Genomic DNA, 18,810 nt, shown 5'->3' with positions numbered 1-18,810 from the left:
TTTATTTGTTATTTTTATTATTTAAATGTGTTGTTTTATTTCCCTATTTTGGTATCTTACCCATCATTAATTCTTAGGGTTGTTGTTTTATAGGGAGATTTTGGCACCATGCAACTAAAAACCACGCTTTCCTCTATTGCACTGTTTACAGCGCTCTCTTTATCTCAGTCAGCTTATGCGGACACTTTTTGCGGCAGCAGGCCCCATGTTACCTACGGTGGTGACGTAACGTTTTCCGGCGATCTGGACGGCGACAGCTGCTTAGAAATCGGCGCCTGGAATTACGGTGGAGAAAACGGCTACGCCGGTGAGGCCATCAATCTTAATATGCTTAGCGGAAGCAAGCTGAGCGTTATCGGCTTTATGCGAGACTCAACGGTGAATACCGGCGCAGAAGTCTACATTACCAAAGACGCCAGAATCGCGGTGGGCGACTACGATGCGACGGTTCCCGCACTGGGGACAAACATCAACGTCAACGGCGGCCTGGTTCGCGTTTTTGATGGCGGTACGCTCAAAGACTCTTTCCTGAACGGCGGGACGGTATACGTTTCTAATACCGGAGACGCGAACGATCCGGGGCTGTCTGTCAACAATCAGGTCAACAGCGGCGGTAAGCTTTATGTTTATCTGGGCGGCAAAAGTGAAGGAACCGTCGTCAATCAGGGCGGCTATGAGTACGTGCAGGAGGAGGGGAGCGCTTCTGGCACAACGGTTAACGCAGGCGGTATCCAGTACGTTCGTCTGCAAGGGCTGGCGAACGGCACCATAGTTAATGAAGGCGGCTATCAGTACGTAACCTCCGACGGCGTGTCTGACGGCGCGGCTATCAACAACGGCGGCCTGCAGTATGTCTTCAACGGCGGCATCGCCAACGCTACGACAATCAACAGCGGAGGCGTTCAGTATCTGTATATCAGCGGTTCCGACCCGTCCGCCGTCGCTGGCGTTTCTGACGATACCAAGATTTACGGCACCGGCGCCCAGAAGGTTCAGCAGGGCGGCCGCGCGTCCAACGTAGCGCTGTTTGATAGCGCGACTCAAAGTATTTACAGCAATTCGTTTGCCGATAACGTCACCGTTCGCGATAGCGCTAAATCCTGGCTGGCCGCAGGCGCTCGCTTGGAAGGCGTCACGCAGGTTTATGACAATGGTCAACTGCAGCTAACGTCCGCGGCGGGAACCGGCGGCGCTTATGCGCAGGACGTTACCTTAAACGGTGAAAACGCCGTGCTGCTGGCGATCGCTAACGTGGCAGATACGGATACGGCCCGCGTCGGCGCGCTTAGCGGCTCCGGTAAGGTTCGCTTTATTAGCGGCGCTGATAGCGTGACGGGAGAACCGATCTATTCCCGCCTTCAGATCGACAGCCTGTCGGGAAATCTGCACTTCTTATTCAATACGTCGATTGAGAATGGCCGCGGTGACTATCTGACGGTAAGCAGCGGCAGTGGGAGCCATAAGGTTTCCGTGGCCGATTCCGGAACGGAAATCACGCAGCCCGGTCAGCGCAGCCTGGACTTGATTACCGACGAGAGCCGTGGCGCCAACTTCACGCTGGCGAGCCTGAGCGGGACGAATATCAACGCGGTCGACGGTGGTACCTATATGTACAGCCTGAATCATCGCGAAGAGGCCGGCAGCGAGATCTGGTATCTGAACGCGACAAAAGACGATCCTTCAGCGCCTAACCCTGGGCCGGGAGAAGTCACGCCGCCGGTAACGGGGCCGGAAACGACGCCGAGCACCGATGCGGTGCTGTCGATGGCCGTCGCTCCGACGCTGATTTTTAACAACGAGCTGCAAAACCTGCGCTTTAGAAAAGGCATGTTGGAACAAAACGAAGGCAGCGCCGGCGCGTGGGTAAGGCTGACCGATGGAACAAACCGCCTGAATACCGGACACACCAACTTCAAGCTGGAACAGTCTGGCCTTGAGGTTGGCGCCGATCGTATCGTTGACTATGCGAACGGCAGGGCGTTCTTCGGCGGCTTTACCAGCTACGGTACGGCTAAGGTCAAACACGACCGGGGCGGTAACAGTAACATTGACAGCTACAGCGTGGGCGCATACGCCACCTACTTTGACAATACCGGCTGGTATGTCGACGGAGTGTTGAAGTACAACCACTTCAGCAACGATGTGAAAGCCGTATCGACCAACGGCGACGGCATCCGCGGCGACTATAGCCAGAATGCGATCGGCGGTTCGCTGGAGTCAGGCTACAACGTTGACGTTGCCTACGGCGTTTGGGCGGAACCCTATGCCAAGCTGACCTATGTTCAGGTAGAAGGCAAAGACGTCAGACTGAGCAACGGAATGAGGGGCAGCATTGACGATCAGGACTCCTTTACGACCGAGCTTGGTATGAATCTGGGGCGCACTTTTAACGTCGGCGCCAATAGCACGCTAACGCCGTACGTGAAGGCCGCCTGGGTTCATGAGTATATTGACGACAACCGTACGACGATTAACGATTTGAATACCTTTAAAACCGATCTCTCCGGCGATATGGGTAAGTATGGTTTAGGCGTCAGCGCAACGGTTAATAAAGAGGTTTCCGTGTTTGCCGAAGTGAACTACGCAAAGGGCAGCAAGATGGAAGAGCCAATGCAGGGCAATCTGGGCATTCGCTATAATTTCTAAGCCGAAGGTTTAACTTGAGGCGATTAAGGCCGACGCTTTTTTATGGGGCGTCGGCTTTTTTTCAGCGATTTTTTATCGGTAGGGGTGAATTATTAGCCTGTCGAACGGCGCTAATCGGGCATTTTTAATAAAAATAGCACTAAAAGACTAACGCATGCGCCGGAGTGAACCCCGCCTTCAACAACAATAAACGTGCTAAATGCGTTTTGTTTGGTGGTTTGTTCCATATTTCGCTGATGCTTAAAGCAGATAACCCTATTTTGAACTAAAAGGTTTACAGAGATTCGAACATACTGCTATAACATTAAGACGAACCCATTCATCACAGCTGCGTAGTACCAACCGCGTTTCAACGGATTGAACGACTTCAGCGATAGACCATTTTTGAATGATAAATTCCGGCCTCGCTTTTTATTGAGCGGGCGCGTTTGGCGTCGGTTGCATTAACCGACAGTGTTTTAGGCGACGTTTTAAAAACGACAGTTTTAATGGCAGGTTATAAGGCAATGACAGCGTCTTCAGATCCGCAGGCGGGCCAGCCCCAGGCTAGACCGTTAGATAAAAATGATTATAAAACTTTAGGGTTGTCTTCTTTGGGGGGAACTTTAGAGTTTTATGATTTCGTTATTTTCGTATTCTTCACGGGAACGTTAACCCATCTGTTTTTCCCGGGCGACAATGAGTTTATCGCTCAGATGAAAACGCTGGGCATTTTCGCTGCGGGTTACCTCGCTCGCCCCATCGGCGGGATTATTATGGCGCACTACGGCGATAAAATTGGCCGTAAGCGCATGTTCACGCTAAGTATTTTCCTTATGGCATTGCCTACGCTGGTGATTGGCCTCCTGCCGACTTACGAAACGATCGGCATGCTGGCTCCGGCTCTGCTGCTGTTAATGCGCATTCTTCAGGGCGCGGCCATCGGCGGCGAAATGCCTGGCGCATGGGTGTTTATCGCAGAGCATACGCCCGCTCAGCGCTATGGCCTGGGCGTTGGTACGCTGACCTCCGGTATTACCGGCGGCATTCTGCTGGGCTCTATCGTGGCTATTTTTATCCAACGCAGCTACAGCGCGGCTGAAATCAATGACTATGCCTGGCGTATTCCCTTCGTTCTTGGCGGCATATTCGGCTTTATTTCCGTTTATCTGCGCAAGTTCCTGCAGGAAACGCCGATCTTTAAGGAAATGGCCGCCAAGCACGCGCTGGCTAAAGAGATGCCGGTGAAAACCGTCATGAGGAGCCATAAAGAGGCCTGTATCATTACGGCGATATTAACCTGGTCTCTGTCAACCGCGGTGGTCGTGACGGTACTGATGACGCCGGCCGTGGTAGTGGAAAAAATGTATCAGATCGATCGCACCGTTTCGCTACAGGCGAACTGCGTTGCGACGCTAATGCTGACTTTGGGCTGTATTTTTTGGGGATGGATTAGCGATAAGCTGGGAACCCGCGTCTGCATGGTAGCGTCGTGGGGCGGCCTGGCCTTGAGCGCCTTCCACTTCTATAGCGCGCTGCATACGGGCATCGGCGCAGGCGAACTGATGTTTAACTACGGCCTGATGGGGCTGTTCTCCGGGGCTATCGCGACGACGCCTATTGTCGGCGCCCGCGCATTCCCTCCGGCGATCCGTTTCTCCGGGCTGTCCTTTGCCTATAACCTGTCTTACGCCGTCTTTGGCGGCCTGACGCCGATGATTACCGGCGCATGGTTGCAGCAAAGCCATATGGCGCCGGCCTACTATGTGGGCTTCGTATCGCTGCTGGCCGTTGCCGTGGCGTTTCTGCCGCTCTCCTATAAGGGCTGGACGGCAAAACGCAGGCAGAGTGAGGCATCGCCGGCGGGCGTTGTCGCTGAGTAAGCTTACTTTTGCTTTATGATTGAAAACGCCGGGGATTTCCCGGCGTTTTTACACTCGTTTCCTTGGTTGCGCTCTCGCTTTTTCGCATTGATGATACGACCCGAATTTTGCGAATCATGTTTCACGCTGAAATATCCTGTCATTTTTATCGGCTGTTACGTTACAAAAAAGCCATTCCCAACGAGGATTTCCTGAATAGACTAAATGTCGCCGCCGCTGGCTAATCGAAAACAGACAGATCCAAATTGGCTTATGATGACGACTTACTTACAAACAAGACTCGATGCTTTATTCAATTTTTCCTGGGAGACGATGGCATTTGTAGCGATATTGCTGCTTTTTTCTTCCTGCGCTCATGCTACGGGGCATCACAAGTATATTAAGACTCCGGTCGCAACCAAGGTTCAAAACAAGAGCGGCTATAAGCGTAAGAAAAGCGCGTCAGGGCAGCGGGGGGGCAGCAGCTCTGCGTCGCTCACGTCACAGTACCGCGCTCCGGTAGGAAAAAACCCCTTTGCTTCAAGTGAGCCAAAAGGCGCCGCCCCCATGTTGACCGCTCAGGAAAAGAGTAAAATCCAGTCAGCAAGGCACATCGTGATATCCAAATTGATGAATCAGCTGGGTAAGCCTTATCGCTATGGCGGCATGTCGCCGATAACCGGCTTTGACTGCAGCGGGTTGGTCAACTATGCCTATCGGGATAAGCTAAAGTCGACGCTGCCGCGTACGGCAAACAGCATGTATCACATGTCTTCTTCGCAGGCTAAGCGGGTTGATAGAGGGGAACTGCGCGTGGGCGATCTGGTCTTCTTCCGCACCCACGGCCGCAGCAATCAGCATGCCGACCACGTGGGCGTTTATCTGGGCGACGGCGAGTTTATTCAGGCGCCGCGTACGGGAAAAGACATCCAGATTAGCCGACTCGACGATGACTATTGGCAGGACCACTACATCGGCGCTCGTCGAGTGCTTTTGGCCTACGCCGTTCGCTGAGGTTAGCGATAGCCCCAGCATTGAATCAGACCGCGTTGGGTCAGCGTTATATAGATAGTCATACCTGGCCCGCCCATACCGATATCCATCCAGCTCAGGCCCGGCGGAATTTTAGGCAGAAAGTCCAGCCTTGCCACATCCGCCTCTTCATCGAGAAAAACTTCAATATCGTACTCCTCAAAGGGGATAGCCCGATCCTCTTCTCTTCCCCTTTCCTGCAGGTGGCGATAGCCTGCCTCTTTCAGCTCTTTTGAGGGACGGGGGCAGGGCGAAAATTCGCATCGTTCAATGCGATATTCTGGCGTAATTTCCCGATAGGCAGCATCCAGATGGCTGCACCTGGCGGCTTCCTCAAACAGCGGAGCGGCCTCTCTGGGCAAGTAGCGCTGTTCTTCCCGGAAGACCAAAATAAGTTGGCTGATGAAAATGCTCAGGGGCGCAGAGTCAAATAATCGTTGCCAGAACTGAGCTTCTTCCTCTGGAAACAGAGCGGGGATCAGCGCCTGAAACTTCTTGGCCAAAGGCGAGCTCTCTTTTTGTGGTGTGCGATTGGCCGCTATTTTAGCGCCGTCCGCAATGGCCAACAACGGGCGTCAATGGCTTTGCTGTCCGCCGCCTTCATGAGGCGCTTTTATTACTGCTTCGCTACGCGGATTGGCCCTCTATAGAGAAGTAAAATTCTAGGATAACTAACTGTTATTATAGAAATAGTTTTCTTAATTACGAAGGATGGGCATATTATAAAAGTTGTATTTTCTATGAATATATTAATCAGCAACGTTTTTGGGAGTAATAAATATGAGTTGGCCACCCATTTAGAGGTAAATGGGTGACGTAATTTTTTCTATATTAAGGATTTTTAACGATTGCTCGTCTCCTGTATTTGGGGGTTGGTTTAGTTTTAAATAAGGTAAGTCTTATTATTGCGATTGGCGTAATTTATTGGCTGAGCTTTGCTGGGTATTTGTATGAGTATTGCCTCGGAGGGCTTATTTTTGGCCAAGAAAATGCCGCCAGAGAGATTCTGCGTCAAAATATCAATTGTCTATTGTTGGACTTTTGATTTTCCTATTTATTTGATCTTCATAGGATAGCCTGTTATTCATATTTAGATGATTGAGCCCATTTCAATATTTTTAGTTCTGATTTCGCTTTTTGGATAACGCGTTCTAAGCTTTTTTTATAATATATAAATCAAACAAAACCCCTGTCATCTAAAACCCGTTGAAACATAACGGGATGATGGTTTTTTGTTTTTAGGAAAGGAGTGGCTGGGATCTACGCCACAAAGATATATTCGATAAAGGAAAAGATATGAATAAGTATCTGCTTATTTCTGCGCTTTGCGTGGGCGCTTCTCTGGTTTCATCCGCTCAGGCTTATGACGGACAGGTTAACTTTAAGGGCACGATTTTAGATACTGCCTGTACGGTTGATATTAATTCTAAGAACCTGGACGTAAATTTGGGGCGGGTGGCTAAAACGGTATTCACCAGCGTGGGTGATGTTTCTACGGCAATGCCGTTTAGCCTCAAATTAACCGGATGCCCTGCGGCAGTAACGACCGACGGAGCAAAAATTCGCTTTGAAGGAACAACCGTTACTGGTAAAACGGACGTCCTCGATCTGGCTAGCGGCAGCGTAGCGACTGGCGTAGGCGTTCAGATTAAGGACAATGCCGGTCAGAAGATCGTCTTTGGTTCTGATTCCTCCAAATATCCTCTGAGTGAAGGTGCGAACTCTCTGGATTTCACCGCTTATTATATTTCAACCAACACAGCTATCGTTTCTGGTTCAGCAAACGCAGTAGCCAACTTTACCGTTGTCTATCCGTAATATTACCTAATTCATTTAGTCAACCGTCTGGAACGGCCAAGAGGGAAAGTCTATACGTTCCTGTCTTGGCTATTCCATTTTCGTTGGAATACCGAAATGAAAACCATGATAAAGATAGCCGTTACTTCCTTTTTACTGATGATATGCGCCTATGCCCAGGCCGGCGTTGTTATCGGCGGTACTCGCCTGATTTATGACGGGGGGAGTAAAGAGTCCTCTATCAGCGTAGCCAATCCTGACAGTTTGTCGTATCTGATTCAGTCATGGGTGGATAACCCTGACGGCGTATCGGGAAAGGCGCCCTTTACGGTAACGCCGCCGCTGTTTCGTCTGGACGGTGATGGACGAGAGAACGTTCTGCGCGTCGTTCGTACCGGGGGAAACCTACCGGAAGACAAAGAGTCTTTGTTTTGGCTAAACATCAAGTCAATCCCCTCTTCGAAGAAGGCTGAAAATTCACTACAGATCGCGGTTAAAACCCGCATCAAGCTGATTTATCGCCCCGCAGGCCTCGGCCAAACGTTGGAGGCAGCGGCAGAAGGGATGAAATGGCGAAAAGAAGGAAGTTCGTTAGTCGCAACAAACGCGTCTCCTTTTTACATCACGTTTTTTTCCGTAACGCTCAACGGCGCCAAGGTTTCTGAAGCAACGATGCTCCCTCCGGGTGGCAACATGACGTTTAAGCTACCTGCAGGCGCGCGCAGTGGAACGCTGAGTTGGAAAATCATTAACGACTACGGCGGCATCAGTAAAGTTTATTCGACCTCTTTATAAGTTAATAGGTAATGGCCCGACAGGCTAAAAACAGTCAGGGGTAAAGGAGCCATCACCGTTGGGGCAAGGACATCCGGAGTAATAAAGAGTATGGCCAGACGTAAGGCTTGCCGCCCGTTTATATATGCGATTCTTTCAGTTCACGTTGCGCTGGCGCTTGGCGCAAGCGCCAGAGCGGATGAATACTTTAACCCGGCGCTTCTCTCGCTAGACAATCCGTCGTTAGAAGGTGCGGATCTTTCTTTGTTCGAGCAGGGGGACGTACAGGCTCCCGGTACATACCATGTCGATCTGTATTTAAACGGCGAGAGCGTTGAGTCTCGTGATATTGACTTCACTTTGGAAAAAGATACTGCAGGAAATGCGTTTCTACAGCCCTGCCTGAGCAAAGCGCTGCTTGAGTCTCTGGGCGTTAGGCTAACGGAGCTCTCTTCTCAAAGTGACAGTGAAGAATGCGTGGACCTGACGAAGGCGGTCGCCATGTCGTCAGTGAAGTTTGAGTTCAATCAACAGCGGTTGAACCTCACTATTCCTCAGGCGGCGCTTTACTCTCAGGCTCGGGGCTATGTTTCACCCGATAAGTTTGAACAGGGCATTAACGCGCTGCTTTTAAACTATAGTTTTAGCGGCGCACACTCTAAAGGGCGCCAGGGCAACGATCAGGACAGCGATGACTACTATTTGAATTTACGTTCCGGGTTAAACGTCGGCGCATGGCGTTTGCGTAACTATTCCACCTGGAGCAGAGATTCTGGCGGCGAAGACCGCTGGGACTCGATCAATACTTACCTGCAGCGTGACGTTATTCCATTAAAAAGTCAGTTCACCTTGGGCGACAGTACTTCTCCCAGCGACGTGTTCGACAGCGTACCGTTTCGCGGCGCCCAGCTTGCCTCCGACGATGACATGCTGCCGGAGAGCATGAAAGGATATTCCCCCGTAGTTAAAGGCATTGCCAACACCAACGCGCAGGTGACGATTTATCAAAACGGCTACCAGATTTATCAGAACTATGTGCCGCCGGGCGCGTTTGAGATATCAGACCTTTATCCTACCGCGGGCAGCGGCGACCTTACCGTGACAGTGAAAGAAGCGGACGGTAGCGAACGCAGTTTCACCGTTCCGTATGCTTCGGTACCCGTTTTGCAGCGCGAGGGGCGCCTTAAGTTCAGCGTGACGGGCGGGAAGTATCGCCCTTCAAACGGTGACATAGAGAAGAAGTCGTTCGTTCAGGGAACCGCGATTTATGGCTTACCCTGGGGACTGACGGCGTACGGTGGCTTTCAGTCAGCGGGCGACAGGTATAGCTCAATGGCGCTTGGCCTGGGGAAAAACATGGGATGGGTCGGCGCCGTTTCTGTTGATATGACGGATGCGAAAGCCGAGCTTAGAGATCGTGCGTCGGAAAGAGGGCAGTCATGGCGGTTGCGCTACAGCAAGAATTTTGTCGACACGGGAACAAACTTTTCACTGGCGGGATATCGCTACTCAACCTCCGGCTTCTATACCTTACAGGAAGGGTTGGATAGCTATAACAACAGGTATGACATCAGCGATTCAAGCTACGACCACAAGAAAAGCCGCTCTGAGCTGCTGCTAAGCCAGAGGCTTTGGGAAAACGGCGGCAGCCTTTCGGTTAGCCTCAGTAATGAGGAATATTGGAATAACGGTCGACACGTTCGTTCTGCAAGCCTTGGCTACAACAATAGCTGGAAGAGCGCTAACTATGGGATTAACTATACCTATAGCCAAAACCGCAGCGATACGACAACGGACGACTCAACGGATGATCACCTTTTCTCTTTTAACGTGAGTATCCCGATCGACAGCCTGCTGTCCAACAGCTATGCCAACTACAGCTTAAACAGCAGCCGCAACGGAAAAACGGTAAACACCGTTGGGATAAACGGCACGATGTTGGCGAGGAACAACTTGAGCTACAGCGTTAGCCAAGGGTACACCGACGGCGGCGATGGCGCGACGGGTAACGCCGGTCTGAACTTTAAGGGCGGATACGGCGAAGCCAGCGTGGCCTATAGCTACGATCAAAACATGCAGCGCGTAAATTACGGCCTGCGCGGCGGTGTCGCTGCGCACGCTGACGGGATTACGCTTTCTCAGGCGTTTGGCGAAACGGCCGTGCTGGTTAAGGCGCCGCTGGCAAGCGACGTTCGCGTGATGAACGGCGTGGGCATCAGCACTGACTGGCGGGGTTACACGGTGGTTCCCTACGTATCGCCATACCGTAAGACGCCTATAACTCTGGATACGGCGTCGTTAAAGGATAATGTCGATATGACATTGACCAGCCAAATGGTCATTCCAACGCGCGGCGCGATGGTTCGCGCCGAGTTCTCGCCTAACGTGGGGCTTCGTATGCTGATTTCACTCACGAGGGAAAATGGCGATGCGGTGCCTTTTGGCAGCATAGCCAGCTTGCAAAGCGAAAAGGCTAATTCGGCGATTGTTGGCGACGGCGGCGACGTTTTTATGACGGGGATGCCTGAACAAGGGCGCTTTATTGTGAAATGGGGCAACGATGCTTCGCAGCAGTGTAACGTCGTTTATCAAGCGAGCCAGGCGCAGGAAGCTGCCGGGATTTATCGCCTGTCAACGGTTTGTTTATAGGAAAGGAAAGACTATGAAAAAAGCGCGCATTGCATATGCCTTGTTTATCGCGTTGGCGCTGCTGCCAATGGGAAAAGCGTTCGCTAACTGCTCGTTTTCCGGGGGCAGTGGAACAATAAAAACAACGATTAATACCCCTTCGGTCATTTACGTTAAGCGCAACGCTGAACCGGGCACCATACTTTTCGATAGCGGATGGGTTAGCGGGGGCAACTCGAAAGTTAGCTGTTCGTGGACAAGTACAACCACTGTAGGATACTACGGTGCAACGCCCGCTTCTCCCTATGGAAACGGCGTTATCACCAGTACTAACAGCTCTGTGGGAATTAGGCTTTATTATTCCAATTCTAATGATACAAGCTATGGGCAGGTTGTTCCGTCCGAGCGCTCAAGCAGTTCGTTTTATGATGGCATGATTGCGAATACCTATACGCCGGCCGCTTACTATCGTATGGAGCTTGTGCTAGTGGATACCGTCAGGGAAGGGACAATAACGATGTATTCGCCGCTTGCCCTTACGACATACGATCCTGTGACTACAACTGAAGCATACGCTTCTAATCCGATAAATATCTATCCCCAGTCGCTCTCCTGCCAGGTCAACACGACGCAGCTGCAGGTGCCTCTTGGGGACGTTCAGTCCAATAGCCTGACCCAGGTAGGGGCAACGACTGTTTCCAAAGATTTCCAGATTGGCTTGACCTGTGAAAGCGGAACTATCGTTAGCGTTGCTATGACGGGTACTCAAAACGGCGATACGTCCGACGACAGCGTGCTGGCGTTGACCAATGCAGGGCAAAGCGGCGTTGCGACGGGACTGGGGGTTCAGATCCTACAAGATTCACAGCCCCTGCATATAGGTGAAACCCGTATGATCGTGAGTTCTGCCAACACGTCAGAGCTGCTTAATTTTACCGCTCGTTACTACCAGACCCGCCCTAAAGTAACGCCCGGCAGCGCCAACACGACGGCACTGCTTACTATGATTTATCAGTGAGAGGGCGCAAGATGATGAATAAGACGAGCATGTCTGGCGCTTGGCGCCACTGCCTGTTATCGCTTTTGACCGTTTGTAGCTTTTACAGCCGAGCGGATACGGTAACGGTTAACATCACGGGGAACGTGTTAGCTTCTCCATGCGTTGTTGATGTGAATGACAGGTCACAGACGGTGGATTTCGGCAGGGTCCCCGCAGCCAGCCTTTCTCCCATTGGATCGGCCGGATTGACAAAGTCTTTTTCCATTCGGTTGACTGACTGCCCGGAGACGACCACGTCGGCGACCATGTTGATTTCCGGAAAAATAGATCCTAACAGCGCCTATCTGTTCGGCACTTCTATTGATGGAGACTATGGGGGTTTTGGGATTAAGGTTAAGCCGCAAGAGGCCGGTTGGAGTGATAACAGCGTGTATCCGGCGGGAGGGGCGACAATAACCAAGGCCATTTCCTCTGATACCCATTCAGTGACTTTCGCGTTTGACAGCCGACTGCAGAGCACGACGAACAGCATTTTCTCGGGCGTTTTCGTTAGCGTAATGATGGTGTCTTTTACCTATCAGTAAGTAGCCTGCCAATATCGGACCCGCGTTAAGCGGTGATAAAGCAAAAGCGCGCCATTTGGCGCGCTTTGTCTATGTGAGCGTTGGAATTACGCGCGTTTGATTTGAGACAGCAGGAAAGAGACGACGTCGCCGCTCTTAATCATCTGCTTCTCGCCAACGCGGCGGTTTTTATATTCCAGCTCGTCGTTATCGAGGTTGCGATCGCCGATGACAACGGTGTGAGGAACGCCGATAAGCTCCATGTCGGCAAACATCACGCCCGGGCGCTCTTTGCGATCGTCTAGCAGCACGTCGACGCCGTTAGCCTTCAGGGTTTCATACAGTGACTCAGCGGCTTCTTGTACGCGGAAAGACTTGCTCATGTTCATCGGAATGATGACCACTTCGAACGGCGCGATGGCGTCGGGCCAAATGATGCCGCGTTCATCGTGATTTTGCTCAATGGCCGCTGCGACGACGCGGGTTACGCCGATGCCGTAACAGCCCATGGTCATGGTGATATTGCGGCCGTCTTCGCCCTGAACGGTGGCCTTCATGGCCTCAGAGTATTTGGTGCCCAGTTGGAAAATATGGCCCACTTCGATGCCGCGTTTGATAAGCAGCGTACCTTTGCCGTCGGGGCTGGCGTCACCGATGACGACGTTACGGATGTCGGCAACGGTCGGCAGCGGCAGGTCGCGTAACCAGTTGATGCCGAAGTAGTGCTTACCGTCAACGTTAGCGCCTGCGCCAAAGTCGCTCATGGCGGCGACGGCGCGGTCAGCGACAATCGGCAGAGGCATGTTGACCGGGCCGAGAGAGCCGGGGCCTGCGCCAATCGCCGCGCGAATTTCTTCTTCGCCTGCGAACTCGAGCGGGCTTGCCACCATCGGCAGGTTTTGCGCTTTGACTTCGTTGAGCTCGTGGTCGCCGCGAACGAGCAGGGCGACAAGCTTGTGGCCGCTCTCTTCGGCCGCGTGGACGATCAGCGTTTTTACGGTTTTTTCTACCGGCAGGCTGAACTGCTCAACCAGCTCGGCGATGGTTTTTGCGTTAGGCGTATCAACCAGGCGCATCTCCTGCGTTGGTTCCGCACGGGGGGCGCTTGGCGCAACCGCTTCGGCCAGTTCGATATTGGCCGCGTAGTCGGAATCGGTAGAAAAGACGATGTCGTCTTCACCGCTGCTGGCCAGTACCTGAAACTCGTGGGAAGAACTACCGCCGATAGAACCGGTATCGGCCAACACCGGACGGAAGTCCAAGCCCATGCGGGTAAAGATCTTGCTGTAGGCGTCGTACATTTTGTCGTAGGTAACCTGCAGCGACTCCTGCGTGGTGTGGAAGGAGTAGGCGTCCTTCATGATGAATTCGCGAGAGCGCATAACGCCGAAGCGCGGGCGCACTTCATCACGGAACTTGGTCTGAATCTGATAGAAGTTCAGCGGCAGCTGCTTGTAGGAGCTGATTTCGTTACGCACCAGATCGGTGATGACCTCTTCATGCGTCGGGCCCAGTACGAAGGGACGATCGCCGCGATCGACAAGGCGCAGCAGCTCGGGGCCGTACTGCTCCCAGCGTCCACTCTCTTGCCACAGGTCCGCTGGCTGAACTACCGGCATGGAAACCTCAATCGCGCCGGCGTTATTCATTTCTTCACGAACGATGGTTTCTACCTTGTGCAGAACGCGTAAGCCAGTGGGTAACCAGGTGTAAAGACCGGAGGCCAGTTTACGGATCATCCCGGCGCGCAGCATGAGCTGGTGGCTGATAACTTCCGCATCGGCAGGCGTCTCTTTGAGAGTCGAGAGCAGGTATTGACTAGTGCGCATGGTGTAGTGCTTCCATATAAACGTCAGGTTACGGCATGAGATTGCTTCCACCGGCCGAAGACCGGCGGCGAAAGGAAATCGGCCCGATTTTTAAAAGGGGTTTAGTGTATCAGCGACGAAGGCTTGTCAAAAGAGAGAAGCGGGAATTTCTATCTTTTATCAATAGCGACGACGCAGGTTTCATCGTTTTCAACCCGCCAGACGACGTTGAAGTCCAGCAGGTGAACGGCAAACTCCCGCGCTTCCTGCTCTTTTTGGAGGTAGGCGGGGCGAGGATCCTGCGCCAATACTTGGGTAATGAATCGCTCAAGGTGAGGGTATTTTACCGCTTCTCGCAGCAGCGTTTGCCGCGCGTCGGGCGAAAACGCGACGGGCATGTTGGCTGAGGGCGCATCTTGCGCAAAGCCCGCTCGCGCGTGGGGTAAGCTTTCAGCAAAGGGAAGGTAGGGCTTGATGTCAATGACCGGCGTTCCGTCAACCAGATCGAGGCTGCCGAGTTCAAGGACAACCTCCGCCCCTTTCAGGCGGATCCCCTTAAGCTCGACCAGTGACATGCCGATAGGATTGGGGCGGAAGGTGGAGCGAGTCGCGAAAACGCCCATGCGGGCATTGCCGCCCAGCCTGGGCGGGCGAACGGTAGGACGCCAGCCGCCGTCTTTGGTCTGATGAAAGATAAACAGGATCCAAACGTGGCTAAACTGTTCCAGACCGCGTACCGCCTCAGGCTGAGAGTAGGGCGGCAGCAGGAGCAGTTCGCCCGTACCGTCTTCCACCAGGCCCGGTTGGCGCGGCACGGCGAATTTTTCACGGTAGGGCGAGCGGATAACGCCAATAGGCTGTAGCGACAGTGAATTCATTTAAAACGCAACGCGCAGCGCCGTGCCTTCGCAGACGGCAACCTGATAGCATCCCGGCGCGGAAGACATCATCTCGCAGCGGTGTAGCAATACGGCGTTGGCGTCCTTATAGGCTGCGCGCTTTTGCATGTCCAGCATCGCCGCGGTGATGCTGGGCGGGGAATCCTGAGCGCTAAACTGGCAGGCGTCGCCGGATACCGTGCCCAGCTCCTGAAACTTTGCGCCGGAAAGCTCTGCTTCGGTTTTATAGAGCTTTACCGGCTCAACGTGCGAAAGCGAGGTTTGCTGAGCGCACCCGCCCAAGAGCAGCGCCAGCAGGCAGAAAGAGAGAGTTCGCATAGCTTGTCCTTAATCGTTAATAATGGGCCGTAAGGGCCTCTGCTTCGCCATCGTAAACAGGGCGAGCGGATAATAAAAAAGGCAGATTAATCAATCTGCCTTAGTATATCTGAGAACGGGCCTCAGTCAGGTAATTTATTACCAGCCTTTAACCGCGCCACCTTTGAATTCGGTATTGGCGGCCTGAGCGACTTCGTCAGACTGGAAGGCCTGAACAAACTTCTTCACCGCCTCTGAGTCCTTGTTGTCTTCACGTGAAACGATGATGTTGACGTAAGGCGAGTTTTTATCCTCAACGAAGATGCCGTCTTTGGTCGGCGTCAGGCCGATCTGGCTGGAATAGGCGGTATTGATGATGGCCAGCGTGATTTGGTTGTCATCCAGCGCGCGCGGCAACTGGGGCGCTTCCAACTCAACGATTTTGAAGTTTCTCGGATTGTCGACGATGTCCAGCGGGGTCGGCATCAGGCCAACGCCGTCCTTGAGCTTGATAAAGCCCTGCTTTTGCAGCAGCAGAAGCGAACGGCCCATATTGGTCGGATCGTTAGGGATAGCGATTTGCGCGCCGTCCTTAAGTTCGTCAATGCTTTTGATCTTCTTGGAATAGGCGGCAATCGGGTAAACGAAGGTGTTGCCGACTACGGCCAGCTTATAGCCGCGCTCTTTCATCTGCTGATCCAGATAGGGCTTGTGCTGGAAGGCGTTGATGTCGATATTGCCTTTGCTCAGCGCTTCGTTGGGCAGCACGTAGTCGTTGAAGGTGACCAGCTCAACGTCCAGACCGTATTTGTCTTTAGCCACCTGCTTGGCGACCTCAGCGACTTTCAGCTCGGAGCCGACGATCACGCCGACTTTAACGTGGTTTGGGTTCTTCTCTTCTTGTCCACATCCCGCCAGCGCGAGAGATCCAATGAGGGCGCCGACGGCGGCAAACGTTTTGAACTTAAATGACATAAATTTCTCTCTCTGTTAACAGTATGCTGCAAGCAGCCTTAATTTATACCCGTTACTTGTGGGTAACGGACTTAACGATGCGATCGCCACTAAACTGAATGATATACACCAAAATAACCAGCAGGATCAGAACGGTATTCATTACCGTAGCGTCATATCTAACGTAGCCGTACTGATAGCCTAGCTGACCAAGGCCGCCAGCGCCAACGGCGCCCGCCATTGCCGAGTAGCCCAGAAGGGTAATCAGCGTAATGGTCGCGCTGTTGATGAGGCCCGGCAGGGCTTCCGGCAGCAGCACTTTATTGACAATTTGCATTGGCGTGGCACCCATGGCGCGTGCGGCTTCAATCAGCCCGGTCGGGATCTCTAACAGCGAGTTTTCCACCATGCGGGCGATAAACGGCGCGGCGCCGATACTCAACGGCACCAGCGCGGCCTTAAGGCCGATAAAGGTGCCGACGATGATCGTCGTGAAGGGGATAATCCACACGATTAAAATAATGAATGGGATTGAACGCAGTACGTTGATAACGGCGGACAGTCCGCGATAGAGCGTGGCGTTTTCAAGTATTTGCCCCGGCCTGGTGACGTATAGCAGCACGCCGGCGGGGAGCCCAATCAGGAAACCAAAAAAGCCGGAGGCGAAGGTCATGACGATGGTTTCGCCGGTCGCCTGCAGCATCATCCAAATCATTGCTTCAGACATAGCCTAGTACCTCAACTTTTACGTGGTGTTCTTGGAGAAACTTAACGGCGTCCTCAGTGTTTTCCTTGGTGCCGTGGATTTCGGTCAGCATGATGCCAAACTTTACGCCGCCGGCGTAGTCCATCTGGGCGCTGATGATATTGTTGTTAATGCCGTAGCGGCGGGCCACTTCCGACAGCAGCGGCGCGTCAACCGACTGGCCGGTAAACTCCAAACGCAGTAGAGGATGCGTGTTTTCCTGCTGTTCAGGCCGCAGGCGGGCTGAGTAGTCGTCCGGAATGTCTAAGTGCAGCGTTGATTGAATAAACTGCTGCGCCAACGGCGTCTTGGGATGCGAGAACATGGCGCTGACGGTATCCTGCTCTATCAGCTTGCCGCCGCTGATAACCGCGACCTGATCGCAGATGCGCTTAACGACGTCCATCTCGTGGGTGATGAGCAAAATAGTCAATCCAAGGCGACGATTGATGTCTTTCAACAGCTCTAATATAGAACGCGTCGTTGCCGGATCCAGCGCGCTGGTGGCTTCATCGCACAGCAGAACTTTAGGATTACTCGCCAGCGCGCGGGCGATAGCGACACGCTGCTTCTGGCCACCGGACAGGTTGGCTGGATAGGCGTCGCGTTTGTCCGACAGCCCGACCAGAGCCAGCAGCTCTTCTACGCGCTTATTCCTCGCCTCTACCGGAGTATTGTCTAATTCCAGCGGCAAAGAGACGTTGCCAAAAACGGTACGTGAAGAGAGCAGATTAAAATGTTGGAAAATCATGCCGATCTGCCGACGCGCTTTTGTTAATTCGCCGGGGAGCAGCTTGGTGAGATCCTGATTGTCTACTAAAACCTGACCTGACGTCGGCCGCTCGAGCAGGTTGACGCAGCGGATAAGCGTACTCTTACCAGCACCGGATTCACCGATAACGCCGTATATTTGTCCGGCAGGGACGTGCAGGCTCACGTCGGAAAGCGCGCTGACGGCTCTATCCTTTAAGTGAAAAACCTTTGTAATATTATGAAGTTTAATCATTTTCTATTTGTAGCTGCCATTACAATCGCTATAACGTCGGGCGATTGACAATAAAAGAGAACTCGGCATCGGCCGAGTGATTGAACGGATGTTAAGGCGTCTAGACGTCTAAGTCAAACAATTTTAGATCTATCGGAAAGCGCCCTCAGGGGGTAAAATCGAGCACAATCACAGTAAGTTATAGGCCATCAGAGGGGGACCCGTGGCAAATCTTGTTCCTGCAATTTTTCTAGACCGGGATGGCACCATTAATGTCGATCACGGCTACGTCTATGAAATAGATCGGTTTCAGTTTATTGATGGCGTCATTGAAGCCTGTCAGGAATTGAAGAAGATGGGGTTTGCGCTGGTGGTTGTTACGAACCAGTCCGGTATTGCCAGAGGCATGTTCACAGAAGATCAGTTTATATCCCTGACGGAGTGGATGGATTGGTCTTTAGCTGACAGAGACGTGGATCTGGACGGCATTTATTACTGCCCCCATCACCCAGAAGGAAGCGTCGATGAGTATCGTCAGCAGTGCGACTGCCGTAAACCGGAACCCGGCATGTTTTTATCGGCCAAAGATGAGCTAAACATCGATATGGCCGCTTCCTACATGGTGGGTGATAAAGTTGAAGACATGCTGGCGGCTCAAAAAGCCGGCGTCGGTCATAAGGTTCTAGTCCGAAGCGGTAAATCCATAACCGAAGAGGGAGAGAAAGCGGCGGATATCGTTATTGACTCCCTTGCTGCGCTACCAAATGCTATTAAAACGGGCAAAGTTTAGTCGATTATCGGCGGATGTTTAAAATAGGCAGAAAGAAAGTTTAATTAATGC

General features: G+C 52.5%; 16 protein-coding genes. 9 read left to right on the top strand and 7 right to left on the bottom strand.

Annotation, left to right across the window (positions count from 1 at the left end; all coding sequences use genetic code 11):
* Positions 1-108 precede the first annotated feature (108 nt).
* The 3 genes from V8L73_RS14400 (at position 109) to V8L73_RS14390 (ending at position 5,501) form a co-directional block, all read left to right on the top strand.
* Positions 109-2,646, top strand: coding sequence for an autotransporter outer membrane beta-barrel domain-containing protein (locus V8L73_RS14400; protein ID WP_347253310.1), 2,538 nt, complete (start codon positions 109-111; stop codon positions 2,644-2,646).
* Between the two features lie 506 nt (positions 2,647-3,152).
* Positions 3,153-4,508, top strand: coding sequence for an MFS transporter (locus V8L73_RS14395; RefSeq protein ID WP_027274960.1), 1,356 nt, complete (start codon positions 3,153-3,155; stop codon positions 4,506-4,508).
* A gap of 312 nt (positions 4,509-4,820) precedes the next feature.
* Positions 4,821-5,501, top strand: a complete 681-nt coding sequence (locus V8L73_RS14390; protein ID WP_347253309.1) for a C40 family peptidase — start codon at positions 4,821-4,823, stop codon at positions 5,499-5,501.
* 2 nt (positions 5,502-5,503) lie between these two features.
* Here the strand turns inward: V8L73_RS14390 and V8L73_RS14385 are convergent, their stop codons facing one another.
* Positions 5,504-6,022 (bottom strand): hypothetical protein, encoded by a 519-nt coding sequence (locus V8L73_RS14385; RefSeq protein ID WP_347253308.1) that lies wholly within the window; start codon positions 6,020-6,022, stop codon positions 5,504-5,506.
* Positions 6,023-6,815: 793 nt separating this feature from the next.
* On the opposite strand from V8L73_RS14385, the gene V8L73_RS14380 reads away from it, so the two are divergent.
* From V8L73_RS14380 to V8L73_RS14360, 5 genes are all read left to right on the top strand, one after another.
* Entirely contained in the window at positions 6,816-7,337 is a 522-nt protein-coding gene (locus V8L73_RS14380) for a fimbrial protein (protein WP_261832538.1), read from the top strand.
* Positions 7,338-7,433: 96 nt separating this feature from the next.
* Positions 7,434-8,111: a fimbrial biogenesis chaperone gene (locus tag V8L73_RS14375; protein ID WP_027274957.1), complete on the top strand. Its 678-nt coding sequence runs from the start codon at positions 7,434-7,436 to the stop codon at positions 8,109-8,111.
* A 90-nt stretch (positions 8,112-8,201) separates the two neighbouring features.
* Positions 8,202-10,739, top strand: coding sequence for a fimbria/pilus outer membrane usher protein (locus V8L73_RS14370; RefSeq protein WP_347253307.1), 2,538 nt, complete (start codon positions 8,202-8,204; stop codon positions 10,737-10,739).
* A gap of 13 nt (positions 10,740-10,752) precedes the next feature.
* Positions 10,753-11,736: a fimbrial protein gene (locus V8L73_RS14365; protein WP_347253306.1), complete on the top strand. Its 984-nt coding sequence runs from the start codon at positions 10,753-10,755 to the stop codon at positions 11,734-11,736.
* A gap of 11 nt (positions 11,737-11,747) precedes the next feature.
* Positions 11,748-12,302: a fimbrial protein gene (locus V8L73_RS14360; protein ID WP_347253305.1), complete on the top strand. Its 555-nt coding sequence runs from the start codon at positions 11,748-11,750 to the stop codon at positions 12,300-12,302.
* Between the two features lie 86 nt (positions 12,303-12,388).
* Here V8L73_RS14360 and proS read toward each other — a convergent pair whose 3' ends face one another.
* The 6 genes from proS to metN form a co-directional block, all read right to left on the bottom strand.
* Positions 12,389-14,110 carry a proline--tRNA ligase gene (gene proS, locus V8L73_RS14355; protein WP_347253304.1) on the bottom strand — a complete coding sequence of 574 codons (1,722 nt, stop codon included), beginning with the start codon at positions 14,108-14,110 and terminating at the stop codon, positions 12,389-12,391.
* A gap of 149 nt (positions 14,111-14,259) precedes the next feature.
* Complete coding sequence (gene tsaA / locus V8L73_RS14350) at positions 14,260-14,967, bottom strand: tRNA (N6-threonylcarbamoyladenosine(37)-N6)-methyltransferase TrmO (RefSeq protein WP_347253303.1); 708 nt, start codon at positions 14,965-14,967, stop codon at positions 14,260-14,262.
* A complete protein-coding gene (gene rcsF, locus V8L73_RS14345) occupies positions 14,968-15,306 on the bottom strand; it encodes an Rcs stress response system protein RcsF (RefSeq protein ID WP_027274953.1) in 339 nt (112 codons plus the stop codon).
* A gap of 138 nt (positions 15,307-15,444) precedes the next feature.
* Positions 15,445-16,260 (bottom strand): MetQ/NlpA family lipoprotein, encoded by an 816-nt coding sequence (locus V8L73_RS14340; RefSeq protein WP_027274952.1) that lies wholly within the window; start codon positions 16,258-16,260, stop codon positions 15,445-15,447.
* 52 nt (positions 16,261-16,312) lie between these two features.
* A complete protein-coding gene (locus V8L73_RS14335; protein ID WP_027274951.1) occupies positions 16,313-16,966 on the bottom strand; it encodes a methionine ABC transporter permease MetI in 654 nt (217 codons plus the stop codon).
* Positions 16,959-17,990 (bottom strand): methionine ABC transporter ATP-binding protein MetN, encoded by a 1,032-nt coding sequence (gene metN / locus V8L73_RS14330; protein ID WP_347253302.1) that lies wholly within the window; start codon positions 17,988-17,990, stop codon positions 16,959-16,961. Before metN ends, V8L73_RS14335 begins: the two co-directional genes overlap by 8 nt.
* A 202-nt stretch (positions 17,991-18,192) precedes the next feature.
* Between metN and gmhB the strand changes: the two genes are divergently transcribed.
* Positions 18,193-18,759, top strand: a complete 567-nt coding sequence (gmhB, locus tag V8L73_RS14325) for a D-glycero-beta-D-manno-heptose 1,7-bisphosphate 7-phosphatase (protein WP_027274949.1) — start codon at positions 18,193-18,195, stop codon at positions 18,757-18,759.
* Positions 18,760-18,810: the final 51 nt, after the last annotated feature.

The sequence above is a fragment of the Leminorella grimontii genome (assembly GCF_039789245.1).
GTDB classification, from domain to species: domain Bacteria; phylum Pseudomonadota; class Gammaproteobacteria; order Enterobacterales; family Enterobacteriaceae; genus Leminorella; species Leminorella grimontii.
Note: the sequence above shows the minus strand (reverse complement) of the source record. Positions and strands in the feature narration are given on the sequence as shown.

Bases quoted from the DNA above. Each gene is read 5' to 3' on its own strand.
- V8L73_RS14400 (WP_347253310.1), top strand. From the start codon at position 109: ATGCAACTAAAAACCACGCTTTCCTCTATTGCACTGTTTACAGCGCTC.
- V8L73_RS14395 (WP_027274960.1), top strand. From the start codon at position 3,153: ATGACAGCGTCTTCAGATCCGCAGGCGGGCCAGCCCCAGGCTAGACCG.
- V8L73_RS14390 (WP_347253309.1), top strand. From the start codon at position 4,821: ATGGCATTTGTAGCGATATTGCTGCTTTTTTCTTCCTGCGCTCATGCT.
- V8L73_RS14380 (WP_261832538.1), top strand. From the start codon at position 6,816: ATGAATAAGTATCTGCTTATTTCTGCGCTTTGCGTGGGCGCTTCTCTG.
- V8L73_RS14375 (WP_027274957.1), top strand. From the start codon at position 7,434: ATGAAAACCATGATAAAGATAGCCGTTACTTCCTTTTTACTGATGATA.
- V8L73_RS14370 (WP_347253307.1), top strand. From the start codon at position 8,202: ATGGCCAGACGTAAGGCTTGCCGCCCGTTTATATATGCGATTCTTTCA.
- V8L73_RS14365 (WP_347253306.1), top strand. From the start codon at position 10,753: ATGAAAAAAGCGCGCATTGCATATGCCTTGTTTATCGCGTTGGCGCTG.
- V8L73_RS14360 (WP_347253305.1), top strand. From the start codon at position 11,748: ATGATGAATAAGACGAGCATGTCTGGCGCTTGGCGCCACTGCCTGTTA.
- proS (WP_347253304.1), bottom strand. From the start codon at position 14,110: ATGCGCACTAGTCAATACCTGCTCTCGACTCTCAAAGAGACGCCTGCC.
- tsaA (WP_347253303.1), bottom strand. From the start codon at position 14,967: ATGAATTCACTGTCGCTACAGCCTATTGGCGTTATCCGCTCGCCCTAC.
- rcsF (WP_027274953.1), bottom strand. From the start codon at position 15,306: ATGCGAACTCTCTCTTTCTGCCTGCTGGCGCTGCTCTTGGGCGGGTGC.
- V8L73_RS14340 (WP_027274952.1), bottom strand. From the start codon at position 16,260: ATGTCATTTAAGTTCAAAACGTTTGCCGCCGTCGGCGCCCTCATTGGA.
- V8L73_RS14335 (WP_027274951.1), bottom strand. From the start codon at position 16,966: ATGTCTGAAGCAATGATTTGGATGATGCTGCAGGCGACCGGCGAAACC.
- metN (WP_347253302.1), bottom strand. From the start codon at position 17,990: ATGATTAAACTTCATAATATTACAAAGGTTTTTCACTTAAAGGATAGA.